The sequence below is a fragment of the Paenisporosarcina macmurdoensis genome (assembly GCF_042658845.1).
Lineage (GTDB): Bacteria > Bacillota > Bacilli > Bacillales_A > Planococcaceae > Paenisporosarcina > Paenisporosarcina macmurdoensis.
The window spans coordinates 737675-750775 of sequence record NZ_JBHSRI010000002.1 but is presented as its reverse complement, the minus strand read 5'-3'; the positions used below and the strand labels follow the sequence as shown (position 1 = coordinate 750775).

Sequence of the window (13101 nt, the reverse complement as noted above, 5' to 3'; positions counted from 1 at the left end):
TATTATTTAAAGTCCTATTTTAAAACATGCAATGTTAAAGAAGGATATTAACTATTGCATAAAAAACAAACGAGTACATTTGCTCCTAACAAGCCGCAACCCACAAGTATATGGTTGGTTTTCATTCTTGTTGGCTAATACGGAACGTGCGGCCAGCGCAAATGAACGATAAACAACAGTTTAATTTAACAGAGCTATTTAAATAGTTCTAGATGTTAAGAAAAGTAGAGGTGAACGATGTGAATGTTGATACTACACAAGAGAATAAGGAATGTTTAGGATGTGCATTGGCGAATCAAGATTTATTCGTTCATGTGGTTTATGAAGATGAGTTTGTCTGTTGTTTTCTAGACCACGATCCTTTTAATGAGGGACACACTTTAATATTACCTAAGAAACATTTTCGTTATGTCGAAGAATTTGATCCACAAACAGCCATTGCAATAATGAAAGCATCTCAACTACTTTCAAAGGCTATTAAAAAGCTATATAATCCAGATGGTATCACGATATGCCAAAACGGTGGAAAAATTGATGAATTGTCTCATTACCATATGCATGTTGTGCCAAGATATGAGAATCAATCTTTTGCTAGTTTTTACACAGAAGAACCTTGGAACAACGAGGATCTTAAAAACAAATTAATAGCTACACGGGTTGAATTAACGAAAATAATTGTTGAATTAGTATAGTGAATTTCAAAACCAACAAACTCTAAACATGAAATAACAACGTCAAAAAAGACCGCTAATTCAAATTCGAATTAACGGTCTTTTTGATGTTTAATTTAAGTTTTGTATCAGAGAACTCGGATTAGAACATATTGCTAACTACATAACCGTTGCTTCTGGTTCGTAGCTGATAATTTCGCGGATTGAATTATTTTCATTCATGATCGCTACTGTTGGTTTATGATCTTTCGCTTCATCGTTCATTACATATGCATACGATAAAATGATGACAACATCGCCTTTTTGAACGAGACGAGCTGCTGCACCGTTTACACAAATAACCCCGCTGCCACGTTCTCCCGAAATGATATACGTTTCAAAACGAGCTCCGTTATTGTTATTTACAATATGAACTTTCTCATTTGGCAACATACCTACAGCATCTAAAAGGTTTTGATCGATTGTAATACTTCCTACATAATTTAAATCCGCTTCTGTAACTACAGCACGGTGAATTTTAGAATTTAACATCATACGTAACATTGGTTACTCTCCTTTATTGTTCAACATCATATTATCGATTAGTCTCGCTTTTTCGAAAAAGACAGCTACCGCCAAAATCACTGACGTGTTAGTCGAAATGTCTTTCGTGAGGTCTGGATAGCTTAATAATTCGACATAATCAATATTTCCTGAAGTGCCTTTTTCTATGTGTTGCGTCGTTATTTTTTTAGCTTCTTCTACATTTTGGTGCTCTTTAAAATGCTCGATTCCTAGCTGTATAGCTTGATAGATAGCCGGTGCTTGAAGTCGCTCTTCTTCACTCAAGAAAACGTTTCGTGAACTTTTAGCTAAACCATCAGATTCTCGTACAGTTGGAACTCGACGTACTTCTAATGGGAAATTATAATCTCGGACCAATGTCTCGATGATCGCTAATTGTTGAGCATCTTTTTGACCAAAATAAACTCGTGTTGGCTCTACCAAATGAAAAAGCTTTGTAACTACTTTTAATACGCCATCAAAGTGACCAGGTCTAGAAGCACCACAAAGGACGTTCGCTTGAGCTCCTGCATGTATTGTAATGCCGCCATCTTGTGGGTACATTTCATGTGCTTGTGGGAAAAATAATAAATCTACCGCTGCATCTTTTGCCATTTTAATATCTCGTTCTAAATCACGCGGATATTTATCCAAATCTTCATTTGGACCAAATTGTGCAGGATTAACAAAGATACTCATGACAACATAGTCATTGTCTTCTCTCGCTTGCTTAGCAAGTGACATATGTCCTTCATGTAAATAGCCCATCGTTGGCACAAAACCAATGCTCTTGCCAGTAGTTTTCGCCTCATATATGCCTTTTTTCAAGGCTTCAATTACTTGCACTTGAATCATTTTTTTCCTCCGTATAACTGTTGGTACTCATCGTCTTTCATGGTAAAACGATGTTCCTCTGCAGGAAATGCACCGGATTTAACTTCTTCTACGTATTGTGTTAATCCAGCTGAAATCTCTTTACCTGCTTGTGAGAAGGCTTTTACGAATTTCGGCATATGATGACTTCCGTATGTTACGGTGTCATGAAAAACAAGGACTTGACCGTCTGTATCAGCCCCTGCACCAATGCCTATTACAGGAATAGATATTGATTCTGTTATGGTTTTCGCCAATTGATAAGGAATACACTCTAGAACAACCATACATGCGCCAGCTGCTTCGCAAGCCTTTGCATCCTCAATTAATTTTTGAGCGGCAAGTGCCGTTTTCCCTTGTACTTTATAGCCACCTAAAACGCTAGCTGATTGAGGCAACAGACCAAGATGTGCAATAACCGGAATGCCAGTGCGAGTCAATAATCGAATGACATCAATGATTTCGTCTGCTCCCTCAATTTTTAAAGCTTGTGCATTAGTTTCTTGGAATAAACGAATAGCATTAGCAAGTGTCGTATCAACAGAACCGTGGTATGAACCGAACGGCATATCGACAGCTATAAACGTCTCTGGTGCACCACGTCTCGTTGCTTTACCATGATGGATCATATCTTCCATAGTAACGGGAACTGTTGAATCATAGCCAAGAACCACCATGCCAAGAGAATCCCCAACAAGTAATATTTCAACCCCTGCATGTTCTGCAAGTTTTGCAGTTGGATAGTCGTAGGCAGTTAACATAATAATTTTATTGTTATCTTTTTTCATCTTCATAAAATCAGTTGTCGTTTTCATTTCTTTTCTCCTCTCTTTTGAGAGAAAACCAAAAGAAAAACCCTTCAAGCCAAAAATGGACAGAAGGGTGGTTTGTAAAAGAATTGGTTTCCTCCGTCCCTGTCGATTAAGATCAAGGCAGAATTATTTAATTTCACATGTTTAGCTGTTTGTTCGTCAGGTGCAGTTCTACTCAGATACTGCCCTACGGCTTTACTATAACAGAAATAATTCACACATTCCATATTGATAACTTCATGTTAATTTTGAATTTCAATATCGGCAGAATATATGCCATGAATTTCTCCATCGTCCGTTTTCACTTGTAAAATGCCTTCATTAGTTATGCCAAGCGCTACGCCTTCAATTGTTTGATGGATCATAATCGCTTTAATTCGTTTGCCCAGTGTACAAGAGTAACTTTCCCAAAGAATTTTTAATGGCTCAAAACCATGCTGCACATACAAATCTGTATAGATCTCTAAATGATATAAAATACGGGCGACTAGCTCGGCACGATCTACCGGCTTCCCTGTAACCATTTGAATAGACGTAGCGATAGATTGTATGTCTTCAGGAAAATCACTTAATTGCTGATTGACATTAACACCAATTCCTAAAATGATGGCATGAACACGGTCTATATCTGCTTGCAGCTCTGTTAAAATTCCTGTGCATTTTTTCCCGTTTATCAGCAAATCGTTTGGCCATTTAATCTCAGCACGAACGTCTGCAATATCTTCAATGGCTCTTGTAACTGCAACTGCAGCCACTAAGGTCAATTGTGGTGCTTTAGTTGGGGGGATTTCAGGTCGAATAATTACGCTCATCCAAATCCCTTTGCCTTGTGTAGAAGTCCAAGCACGTGCTAGACGTCCTTTTCCTGCCGTCTGCTCTTCACAAATGACAATCGATCCATCAGGTTCTCCGGCTTGTGCCAGCTGATGAGCAATCGGCTGAGTTGTTGGACATGTTTGTAAATAATGAATGTTCCGACCGAATCGCTTCGTTGTTAAATGTTGATCTATTTTAGCTGCTTGTAATGAATCTGGAGATGATCGTAAGACATAGCCTTTTTTCTTTACCGTGTCGATTCCAAATCCTTCTTCTTCAAGTTCTTTTATATGCTTCCATATAGCTGTTCTTGACAATCCGAAGTCGTCAGCCAACTGTTGACCAGAAATAGGTTGCCCTTCTGCAGCTAATAAACGTTTTGTAATTTCATATTTCACTGTTGGATTCATTCATTATCCATTCCTTTAGCTTAGTAGCATTGTTCACTACTTTTTGATGTAGCACCGCATGTTCCATTCGGCAAAGTGTTTCCTTTAGCCAAGGTCCACCTGGTTTATTAAACCATTCCATGACGTCTTGTCCTGAAATGACCAGTTCACGGATAGATTGGATCGGAAGCGCTTGTTTTTGCTGAACAATCACTTCTATTGGCATTTGTTCAATATCATTACAAAGAACTCTAGAAAGCCGTTCAGCCTGGACCAGTATATTCTCCTCAAAACGGTAAAGGTCATCAATCGTAAATAAACGTTCATCGCGTATTTGAGTGGCCTGTACTAAATGGGTAATTTGCAGTTTTAATTCATTGGATAATTTAAAAACGCTGGCCAGTTCTGAGCTATTTGGTTTTTCTTGCAGTAAACATAGAAAAGCCCAACAAACTAAAACGTTTTGAGGATTACCTAGTTGGTTCCACCTAGCATCTTCGAATGGAAAATCCCCAGGAAGATGCATCGCCAAGTGACTTTGCCCTAGATACGTCATCCCTTTGTCTAGATTAGAACTCAACCACATCTTTTCAAGCTCAGCGCTCACTCGTTCAACTGATACATAGGCTAGGTCATTTGCGCACAACTTAATAGCTTCTAGTGTGGCGTTATCAATAGAAAAACCTAACTGCCCAGTAAAGCGGATCGCTCGAAGCATTCTCAACGCGTCTTCTTTGAAACGTTCAATTGGCTCACCGACTGTTCGTATGATTCCATTGTGCAAATCACGCTGCCCGTCGAATAAATCGACCACTTGAAAATCCGCTGTCATGGCAAGAGCATTCATCGTGAAATCTCTGCGCTTTAGATCTTCTTCCAACGAATGGACAAATTTCACATCGCTTGGTCTTCGATGATCTGTATATTCGCCTTCTGTACGAAAAGTAGTCACTTCAATCGGAACATGATTTTCAATGACTAACACCGTACCATGAGCAAGTCCTAAATCAACCGTTCTGTTAAATATGGTTTTTACTTCAGAAGGTAATGCGCTTGTTGCTATATCTATGTCATTAGCTACTTTGTGACGAACAAAATCTCGCACTGCACCACCTACAAATACGGCCTCATAGCCATGTTGGATGAGTGCTTCAATGATTTTTTTCCCAGCTTGCCATTGTTCAGTTGTGAACATGTTGATTTATTACCTTGTCGTAAAGCTCTTCATACTGAGACACAATTAAAGAAGAATGGAATTTTCGCGAAACCGATTCAAGCGCAGCTTCTCTCATTCGATTATGTATGTCCGGGTTGGTCAAAAGTTTCAATGCATAACAGGCTACTGATTCAACATCATGTAAAGGCGCAATATAGCCATTTAAACCGTGTTCAATGACTTCAGGTATCCCACCGATATCCGTACCAATACATGGTACACCACATGCCATAGCTTCTAATAACACTAAACCAAACGATTCTTTCTCAGATAATAAAAGTTTCAAATCGCTAATTGAATATAGTTCAGAGACATTGTTCTGCTTTCCTAAAAACAAAACATCTTCATCCAATCCAAGCGAAGCGACTTGTTTAACGATATTATTCATTTCTGGTCCATCACCGACAAGCAGTAATTTAGCAGGCATTTTATTGCGAATATAAGCAAAACTCGATACGACATCTTCAACATGTTTAACTTTGCGGAAGTTAGACACGTGAATGACTACCTTTTCATCTTCCTGGATATTGAAATAAGCCTTTAATTCAGACGATTTATTAGGAAAATATTCTCTTTCATCAACAAAATTATAGATGGTTTCAATGTCTTGCGCAGGTTGAATCAAGCGAATTGTTTCGTGTTTTAGCGACTCTGAAACTGTGGTGACCATATCTGACTTTTCGATGCCATAGCGAATAGCACCTGACAGCGAGGAGTCATACCCTAAAACACTTATATCCGTGCCGTGGAGCGTCGTTACTATGCCTACGTTTTGTCCTGCCATGTCACGAGCTAAAACCGCGCAGACGGCATGTGGGATGGCATAATGAACATGCAGAATATCTAAATTTTCTTTTTGGATGACTTCAGCCATTTTACTGGCAAGTGCTATATCGTAAGGTGCATATTGAAACACCGAGTAGCTATTTACTTCTACTTGATGAAAGAAAATGTTTGGAACCATGCGATTTAAGCGGAATGGCATACTTGACGTTATGAAGTGAATTTCATGACCTTTTTCAGCCAGTAACTTCCCTAATTCAGTCGCAATAACACCTGAGCCTCCAACCGTTGGATAACAAGTGATACCGATTTTTAATTTTTTCACGAAGTCACTTCCTTTCTTAAGAACGTCTATCTTGTAGTAATCTCCAGTCTATAAATCCTTCTTGTAGACCCTTTAATAATACTTCTGCCGTTCCCATATTAGTTGCTAACGGAATTTGATATACATCACATAAGCGAATCAGTGCAGTCACATCAGGTTCATGAGGTTGAGCAGTTAAAGGATCACGGAAGAAAATAATCATGTCCATTTCGTTATTGGCAATCATCGCTCCTATCTGTTGGTCTCCACCAAGAGGGCCCGACTGAAAACGAAATACTGCTAAACCCGTTTCGTCTATAATTCGTTGTCCTGTTGTGCCTGTAGCACATAATTCATGTTCAGCCAAAATAGCTCTATAAGCCGTGACAAATTGAATCAAGTCATCTTTTTTTCGGTCATGTGCAATTAATGCTATTTTCATGGAATTCTCATCCTATCATTTATAGAATATTTTCTAGCCCGTATACGAGCTCAGTTAAATCCATTACCTGGTTAATTGAAAATGTTACACCTGACATAAAGGATTGTCGATTAAATGAATCATGTCGTAGTGTAAAGAGTTGGCCTTCTCCACCAAATAATACTTGTTGATGAGCAATTAACCCAGGTAAACGCACACTATGTATGGGTATTCCATCGAAAGAAGCTCCCCTTGCACCCGCTATTGTTTCTTCTTCATTAGGATGTCCTTGTTTATGGGATGGTCGAACTTCCGCAATCATTTGTGCTGTTTTATACGCAGTACCTGAAGGGGCATCGAGTTTTTGATCATGATGCATTTCAATAATTTCCACATCTGGGAAATAAACAGCAGCCATTGCAGCAAATTTCATCATCAATACTGCACCAATCGCAAAATTCGGAGCGACAATACAGCCTAGTTTGTTATTCTTAGCAAGTGTTGTGCAATGTTGAAGTTGTTCATCAGTAAAGCCTGTTGTTCCAATGACAGGTCTAACATTTCTTTGCAAGCATAACTTCGTATGCTCGAAGACTTGATGAGGTGTCGTTAAATCAAGGAAAACATCTGGACTGATCATTGTAATCAACGTGTCTAAATCTAAAAATACAGGAACGTCGTAACTAGCTGGGAATTCTGGTGACTCACTTAATAGTTCACCTATTTCTCTATGGTCTAGAACTGCCACTAGTTCCATATTCTCATTATTCATTATAGTATGTACAGCTTCTTGCCCCATTTTCCCTCGGGGTCCACCAATTGCAACTCGAATCATGAGTGTTCCTCCTTCAACGTCCAACGATTTTGATCTCTTGAGCTAAACTTTGCCATCACACGATCATGAGCACTTTGCATATCGATTTTTTCTGCATTCGCAAAACATATGAGCACAAATAATAAATCTCCTAATTCTTCTTCCATACTTTTTTGTGCTTCACTTGATTTTTTCTTTTTCATGCCATGAACATGTTGAACTTCTCTTGCTAATTCTCCTAGCTCTTCAGTCATTCTTGCTAGCATTTCAAAAGGCGGAAAATAGCCTTCTTTATATTGTCCAATATAGTCATCCACTTCTTTTTGTAGTGTTCGAATTGTTTTTTCAGATGTCATGCATTTCACTCTCCTACCCCTATCGTAATAATAAGAAATGTTGTTGTCAAAATACTTGAAATGAATGATAATAGCTGAGTGTTCTTTTTCAGAAAATGGGGTGTATCTATGATGAAAGGCATTAAGTTTAAAAATATTTTCTTCATCATGCTTGGTTCGGCTATATTTAGTTTTGGTTTTGTTCATTTTAACATTCAAAACGAACTAGGCGAAGGCGGATTTAGCGGGATAACATTAATCTTGTACTTTGTCTTCAAACTTGATCCAGCATTAATGAATTTACTATTAAATATACCAATGTTTTTTCTAGGTTGGCGACTTCTAGGTCAGAAAGTATTTGTTTATACGATTATCGGAACTGTTTCGGTATCAATTTTTCTAAAGATCTTCCAAATCTATGAAATTAATATACATATACAAGACGATTTATTTTTAGCCTCTTTATTCGCAGGAGTTTTTGTTGGGGTAGGACTTGGCATCATATTCAGATATGGAGGCACTACTGGTGGGGTAGATATTATTGCCCGACTCGCTCTTAAATATCTTGGGTGGAGCATGGGCAAAACCATGTTTATGTTTGATGCAGCGGTGATTTTACTATCATGGCTAACATTCCTAGATTCTCGTTCGATGATGTATACATTAGTTGCCGTGTTTATTGGTTCTCGTGTAATTGATTTTGTACAAGAAGGTGCATACTCTGGTCGTGGTGCGTTTATCATTTCTGAATTCCAAAATGAGATTGCAGATCGTATTTCGAGCGATATGGATCGCGGCGTAACCGTGTTAAGAGGTTTTGGTCATTTTACAAAAGTTGATCGTGAAGTACTTTATTGTGTTGTTGGTCGTAATGAAATTGTTCGATTGAAAAATATTATTACATCCATTGATCCTCATGCATTTGTGTCAGTAACTGATGTACATGACGTCATGGGTGAAGGGTTCACACTTGATGAACAGAAACGTCCAATTGACTAAAATATGTGTTAATCCTAATCAGAAAATATAAGAAAAACCGGGCAAAGTGCGCCCGGTCCTTTTAAGAAGAGTAACCATAGTAGCCTGTTGATTTCCGCTACGGTGGACGCTTTTCGCGGGCATGGCTTCAGTCTCCTCGTCACTGCGTTCCTGCGGGGTCTTCAGCTCATGCTATTCCCGCAGAAGTCGCCACCTGCGCTTCAATCAACAAATATAGATGGCAACTACGATTATAGGTTGGTTCTATCTCTAGCTTATCTTAGAATCATTCGTGTCTTGTCAATAAGCAATTATTGAAAGTTCTTGTTACTCATTTCATGGATTGTAGTGGAAGGCGGCGACTCCAGCTGGATCAGCGGGACAGGTGAGACCCCGCAGATCGCGAAGCGACCGAGGAGGCTCACCGCCCGCCCCGCGGAAAGCGTCCGCCTGAAACGGAAATCATCAATATTAATGAACTAATCTTTTTGTCCAAAACACCTAAAACACTGGATTTATGGAACTAAAATTATATACTTTCTTATCTTTCCATAAAAAAACTCACGAAGCATGAAATTCATGCTCGTGAGTTTTTTTCTATTCATCTCGACTCATACCTGTGTACATTAGCACTAAACGTACTAGTTCAAGAACGGCAACTGCCGCAGCAGCTACATATGTCATTGCAGCAGCATTTAATACTTTTTTAGCATGTTTTTCTTCTTCGTTACGAATAACCCCATGAGATACAATTTCAGTCATCGCGCGACTAGAAGCATTGAACTCTACCGGCAACGTAACAATTTGGAAGACTACCCCTACTGCTAATAAAACGATACCTAATAGCAACATGTTCGACATTCCTGCAAATATACCAATCATTACGAAGATCCATGATGCATTTGAAGAAATGTTAGCTACAGGAACTAACTTATGACGCCATTGTAAGAAAGTATATGCTTCTTTATGTTGAATCGCATGCCCGACTTCGTGAGCAGCAATTGCTGTCCCTGCTACTGATGCTTCGTGATAATTATGAGAAGACAATGCAACAATTCTGGTCATTGGGTTATAGTGATCGCTTAAAAACCCTTGACTTTCGACAACTTTCACATCTTTCAAATCGTTTTGATCTAAAATTAAACGTGCTACTTGAGCACCTGTCATTCCAGAAGTTGAGCGTACTTTAGAGTACTTTTTATACGTGCGTTTGACTTTAAATTGCGCGTAAAGTGGTAACAATAGTAGTACGGCAAAGTAGACCAAAAATCCCAAATCGACCATCCTCCTATTTCTATCTACTTATTATTTTATATGCTGCATCGTAATTGAGCAACTATTTCGACTGCATATTTAGTGACGATTTGATGACTTTAATCGCAACGAATATACAGGCAATCGATAACCAAAATGTAAAATAACCGATTGTCTGTGTATGTTCGCTTAAACTCCGATAAATCGGCATTTGGCCAAAGACATAATCAATCACATCATTATGCAAGGTCCAAATGGCTGCAATCAACACATGAATCCAATTAAATTTATATTTAGGGATATAAAGTAGAGCTTGAACGGCCATGGCAAAATGGCTCACAACAAGCATCCATCCAACAAAACCAATAGGTCCTGCTTCAAACTGTGTCCAAATATTCATCACTACTGCCCACAAACCATATTTTACTAAAGTAATTAATGCAAGAGCTTCAATTAGTTTAAAATTCCGGTTAATTAGCCATCCGAATAAGGCAATTGAGAAAAACAAGCTTGCTGTAGGGCTGTCTGGTACAAATATTAAAAATATGGGATCTGTAATTTTGAGTTGCCACATATACCAAATGTAGCCATAAACCGTACCTAAAACATTTATAACCAATAACAGCCACATAAAACTTTTATGAAATAACAAGAATTTTAATTGAGTGAGCAATGGATTCACTACCACACGACTCCTTTAATTTGACATGCACACTATGTATAAGAAAACCATTTAGATATAGGTAAAAAAAAAGAGTCAGTTTCCTGACTCTTTTCATGATTTGTTATGGAGTTAACTCATCAATAAATGTTGCTAACTCTTGTAATTCTTCATCTGTGCCTTCAAACGTACCTGCAGGCATTGTCCCTACACCATTCTTCGCGATGTCCATAATTTCTTCAGCTGTTTTATCAGTAGTTGCAAGCGATGGTCCAATACCACCTTCAAATGCATTACCGTGACAACCTATACAAGATGCTTCAGAGTAAATTTTATACCCATCAGCTTCTGTGTCGAATTGTGCTTCTTCACGAATTTCACCTTGAGCTTTTGCAGCTTCCCAGTCATGGTTTGCAACTGATTCCCAAGTTAAGAAAATCATAGCTGCAAGTGCAAGTAACATAAATCCTGTTGGTAACGGACGTTTAAATGGACGACGCTCTGGACCTTTGTCCATAAACGGAGCGAGCATAAGTGCACCAAATGCTAGTCCTGGAATAACGATTGCCCCGATAACATTAAATGGACCGGAAGCAAATTCATATTTTAATAATTGATACAAGAACAAGAAATACCAGTCCGGTAATGGAATATAACCTGTGTCTGTTGGATCCGCTTGACGCTCAAGTGGTGATGGATGTGCAACAGTTAAGATTAAATAACCCACTAAGAAAACTGAACCAACCAACCATTCTTTTAGTAAGAAGTTAGGCCAGAAAGCTTCTGTTTTACCCGGATATTCGGAATAGTCTTTTGGAATATTCGATGCACGAGTAGCAGGTATTCGAGAATCCCCGACAAATTTCATCCCTTTTCCGCGATGCATATTGTCCCCTCCTTTTTGAAATCATAAAGACGCTGTACCTTACAACGGTCCTGAAATACCTTGTTTACGAATCATGATAAAGTGTGCTGCAAGCAACCCAAGCAAAGCAGCTGGTAAGAAGAATACATGAATCGCAAAGAATCGCGTTAACGTTTGTGCACCGAGAATCGTCTCGTCACCGGCTAACAAGGTTTTAATTGCGCCTCCAATAAACGGAACGGATGCAGCAATTTCAATACCTACTTTCGTTGCAAACAACGCCTTCATGTCCCAAGGAAGTAGATAACCTGTGAAACCTAAACCTAACATAACGCCTAAAATTAGTACGCCTACTACCCAGTTAAGTTCACGAGGTTTTTTATAAGATCCTGTAAAGAATACACGTAATGTATGAAGGAATATCATAACGATTACTAGTGAAGCTCCCCAGTGATGCATACCACGCACAATTTCACCGAATGCTACTTCATTTTGCAAGTAGTAAACAGACTTCCATGCATTTTCAATATCTGGCGTATAGTACATTGTTAAAAACATACCCGAAAGAATTTGAATCACCGTAATGAAGAATGTTAATCCTCCGAAACAATATACGAATGCTGAGAAATGGTGTGCAGGGTTTACGTGCTCTGGTACTTCATGATCTGCAATATCACGCCAAATAGGAGTAATATCCAGACGTTCATCCACCCAATCATAAATTTTATTTAGCACTGACGTCGTACCCCCTTACTTTAAACTAATGTATTTGGTCGTATTTTACCAATTTCTAACAAACCATCTTTTTCACGCACTTCAAACTCATCCAAGGGTCCAAGAGGTGGTGTTTTTGGTATGTTCTTGCCACTCTTTTCATAACGACCAGCGTGACATGGACAGAAAAATTGGTCCGGGTGATCTGGACTACCTGCCCAGTTAACCGTACAACCTAAATGTTTACATACTGGAGATAGTGCGATAATTTTGTCGCCCTCTTTGTAAACCCATGCAGTACTTGTTACTTCAGATGTATACCATGCATCCACTTGTTCAAATGCAAAGTCTACGCGTTCTGGCACTTCTGTGATATCTGCCACTTTTTTATCCGTCGGTATAAAATCTCCGCCTCCAGCTTTTTGCAATACAGGATCGATTGCAAAACGAACCATTGGCATTAACATACCTGCAGCCATAAACCCACCAACACCTGTTAATGTGTAGTTAAGGAATTGACGTCTTGATACACGATTGTTACTCATCCTTTTCCCCCCTCTAACTTTAAAGGTCAGTCCAACGGACATACTTATACAAAAAAATAGTAAAACTAGGACAGTTCTATGATAGCTCAATAAAAAACGAAGGTCAA

16 protein-coding genes are annotated in these 13101 nt (G+C 38.8%); 2 read left to right on the top strand and 14 right to left on the bottom strand.

Annotated features, from left to right (window positions below):
* The first annotated feature begins 239 nt into the window (after positions 1 to 239).
* The gene (locus ACFPYN_RS03655) at positions 240 to 692 is read left to right on the top strand and encodes an HIT family protein (protein ID WP_377732568.1); all 453 of its coding nucleotides are present in this window, start codon (positions 240 to 242) and stop codon (positions 690 to 692) included.
* Between the two features lie 138 nt (positions 693 to 830).
* Here the strand turns inward: ACFPYN_RS03655 and panD are convergent, their stop codons facing one another.
* From panD to ACFPYN_RS03610, 9 genes are all read right to left on the bottom strand, one after another.
* Entirely contained in the window at positions 831 to 1214 is a 384-nt protein-coding gene (gene panD, locus ACFPYN_RS03650; RefSeq protein WP_024534833.1) for an aspartate 1-decarboxylase, read from the bottom strand.
* A 3-nt stretch (positions 1215 to 1217) separates the two neighbouring features.
* On the bottom strand, positions 1218 to 2069 hold the full coding sequence (gene panC, locus ACFPYN_RS03645) for a pantoate--beta-alanine ligase (RefSeq protein ID WP_377732567.1): 852 nt from the start codon (positions 2067 to 2069) through the stop codon (positions 1218 to 1220).
* Positions 2066 to 2902 carry a 3-methyl-2-oxobutanoate hydroxymethyltransferase gene (gene panB / locus ACFPYN_RS03640; protein WP_377732566.1) on the bottom strand — a complete coding sequence of 279 codons (837 nt, stop codon included), beginning with the start codon at positions 2900 to 2902 and terminating at the stop codon, positions 2066 to 2068. The genes panC and panB overlap by 4 nt, the downstream gene beginning before the upstream one ends.
* 239 nt (positions 2903 to 3141) lie before the next feature.
* Complete coding sequence (locus ACFPYN_RS03635) at positions 3142 to 4125, bottom strand: biotin--[acetyl-CoA-carboxylase] ligase (protein WP_377732565.1); 984 nt, start codon at positions 4123 to 4125, stop codon at positions 3142 to 3144.
* Positions 4103 to 5299 (bottom strand): CCA tRNA nucleotidyltransferase, encoded by a 1197-nt coding sequence (locus tag ACFPYN_RS03630; protein ID WP_377732564.1) that lies wholly within the window; start codon positions 5297 to 5299, stop codon positions 4103 to 4105. The genes ACFPYN_RS03635 and ACFPYN_RS03630 overlap by 23 nt, the downstream gene beginning before the upstream one ends.
* Positions 5286 to 6428, bottom strand: coding sequence for an N-acetyl-alpha-D-glucosaminyl L-malate synthase BshA (gene bshA / locus ACFPYN_RS03625; RefSeq protein WP_377732563.1), 1143 nt, complete (start codon positions 6426 to 6428; stop codon positions 5286 to 5288). The genes ACFPYN_RS03630 and bshA overlap by 14 nt, the downstream gene beginning before the upstream one ends.
* A gap of 16 nt (positions 6429 to 6444) precedes the next feature.
* Entirely contained in the window at positions 6445 to 6849 is a 405-nt protein-coding gene (mgsA, locus tag ACFPYN_RS03620) for a methylglyoxal synthase (protein ID WP_377732562.1), read from the bottom strand.
* Between the two features lie 19 nt (positions 6850 to 6868).
* The gene (gene dapB / locus ACFPYN_RS03615) at positions 6869 to 7663 is read right to left on the bottom strand and encodes a 4-hydroxy-tetrahydrodipicolinate reductase (protein WP_377732561.1); all 795 of its coding nucleotides are present in this window, start codon (positions 7661 to 7663) and stop codon (positions 6869 to 6871) included.
* The gene (locus ACFPYN_RS03610; protein WP_377732560.1) at positions 7660 to 7998 is read right to left on the bottom strand and encodes a nucleotide pyrophosphohydrolase; all 339 of its coding nucleotides are present in this window, start codon (positions 7996 to 7998) and stop codon (positions 7660 to 7662) included. The genes dapB and ACFPYN_RS03610 overlap by 4 nt, the downstream gene beginning before the upstream one ends.
* A gap of 108 nt (positions 7999 to 8106) precedes the next feature.
* Between ACFPYN_RS03610 and ACFPYN_RS03605 the strand changes: the two genes are divergently transcribed.
* The gene (locus tag ACFPYN_RS03605; protein WP_377732559.1) at positions 8107 to 8976 is read left to right on the top strand and encodes a YitT family protein; all 870 of its coding nucleotides are present in this window, start codon (positions 8107 to 8109) and stop codon (positions 8974 to 8976) included.
* Positions 8977 to 9552: 576 nt separating this feature from the next.
* Here the strand turns inward: ACFPYN_RS03605 and ACFPYN_RS03600 are convergent.
* The 5 genes from ACFPYN_RS03600 to ACFPYN_RS03580 form a co-directional block, all read right to left on the bottom strand.
* Positions 9553 to 10239 (bottom strand): zinc metallopeptidase, encoded by a 687-nt coding sequence (locus ACFPYN_RS03600; RefSeq protein ID WP_377732558.1) that lies wholly within the window; start codon positions 10237 to 10239, stop codon positions 9553 to 9555.
* Between the two features lie 52 nt (positions 10240 to 10291).
* On the bottom strand, positions 10292 to 10891 hold the full coding sequence (locus ACFPYN_RS03595; protein WP_377732557.1) for a DUF1405 domain-containing protein: 600 nt from the start codon (positions 10889 to 10891) through the stop codon (positions 10292 to 10294).
* A gap of 103 nt (positions 10892 to 10994) precedes the next feature.
* A complete protein-coding gene (locus ACFPYN_RS03590) occupies positions 10995 to 11756 on the bottom strand; it encodes a menaquinol-cytochrome c reductase cytochrome b/c subunit (RefSeq protein ID WP_377732556.1) in 762 nt (253 codons plus the stop codon).
* A gap of 39 nt (positions 11757 to 11795) precedes the next feature.
* On the bottom strand, positions 11796 to 12470 hold the full coding sequence (qcrB, locus tag ACFPYN_RS03585) for a menaquinol-cytochrome c reductase cytochrome b subunit (RefSeq protein ID WP_024534847.1): 675 nt from the start codon (positions 12468 to 12470) through the stop codon (positions 11796 to 11798).
* Positions 12471 to 12490: 20 nt separating this feature from the next.
* Positions 12491 to 12994 (bottom strand): QcrA and Rieske domain-containing protein, encoded by a 504-nt coding sequence (locus tag ACFPYN_RS03580; protein WP_377732555.1) that lies wholly within the window; start codon positions 12992 to 12994, stop codon positions 12491 to 12493.
* Between the last annotated feature and the right edge of the window lie 107 nt (positions 12995 to 13101).

Coding starts and splice junctions, on each gene's coding strand:
- ACFPYN_RS03600 (WP_377732558.1), bottom strand. CDS start 10,239: ATGGTCGATTTGGGATTTTTGGTCTACTTTGCCGTACTACTATTGTTA.
- dapB (WP_377732561.1), bottom strand. CDS start 7,663: ATGATTCGAGTTGCAATTGGTGGACCCCGAGGGAAAATGGGGCAAGAA.
- panC (WP_377732567.1), bottom strand. CDS start 2,069: ATGATTCAAGTGCAAGTAATTGAAGCCTTGAAAAAAGGCATATATGAG.
- ACFPYN_RS03630 (WP_377732564.1), bottom strand. CDS start 5,299: ATGTTCACAACTGAACAATGGCAAGCTGGGAAAAAAATCATTGAAGCA.
- panD (WP_024534833.1), bottom strand. CDS start 1,214: ATGTTACGTATGATGTTAAATTCTAAAATTCACCGTGCTGTAGTTACA.
- ACFPYN_RS03635 (WP_377732565.1), bottom strand. CDS start 4,125: ATGAATCCAACAGTGAAATATGAAATTACAAAACGTTTATTAGCTGCA.
- mgsA (WP_377732562.1), bottom strand. CDS start 6,849: ATGAAAATAGCATTAATTGCACATGACCGAAAAAAAGATGACTTGATT.
- ACFPYN_RS03580 (WP_377732555.1), bottom strand. CDS start 12,994: ATGAGTAACAATCGTGTATCAAGACGTCAATTCCTTAACTACACATTA.
- panB (WP_377732566.1), bottom strand. CDS start 2,902: ATGAAAACGACAACTGATTTTATGAAGATGAAAAAAGATAACAATAAA.
- ACFPYN_RS03610 (WP_377732560.1), bottom strand. CDS start 7,998: ATGACATCTGAAAAAACAATTCGAACACTACAAAAAGAAGTGGATGAC.
- ACFPYN_RS03590 (WP_377732556.1), bottom strand. CDS start 11,756: ATGCATCGCGGAAAAGGGATGAAATTTGTCGGGGATTCTCGAATACCT.
- ACFPYN_RS03605 (WP_377732559.1), top strand. CDS start 8,107: ATGATGAAAGGCATTAAGTTTAAAAATATTTTCTTCATCATGCTTGGT.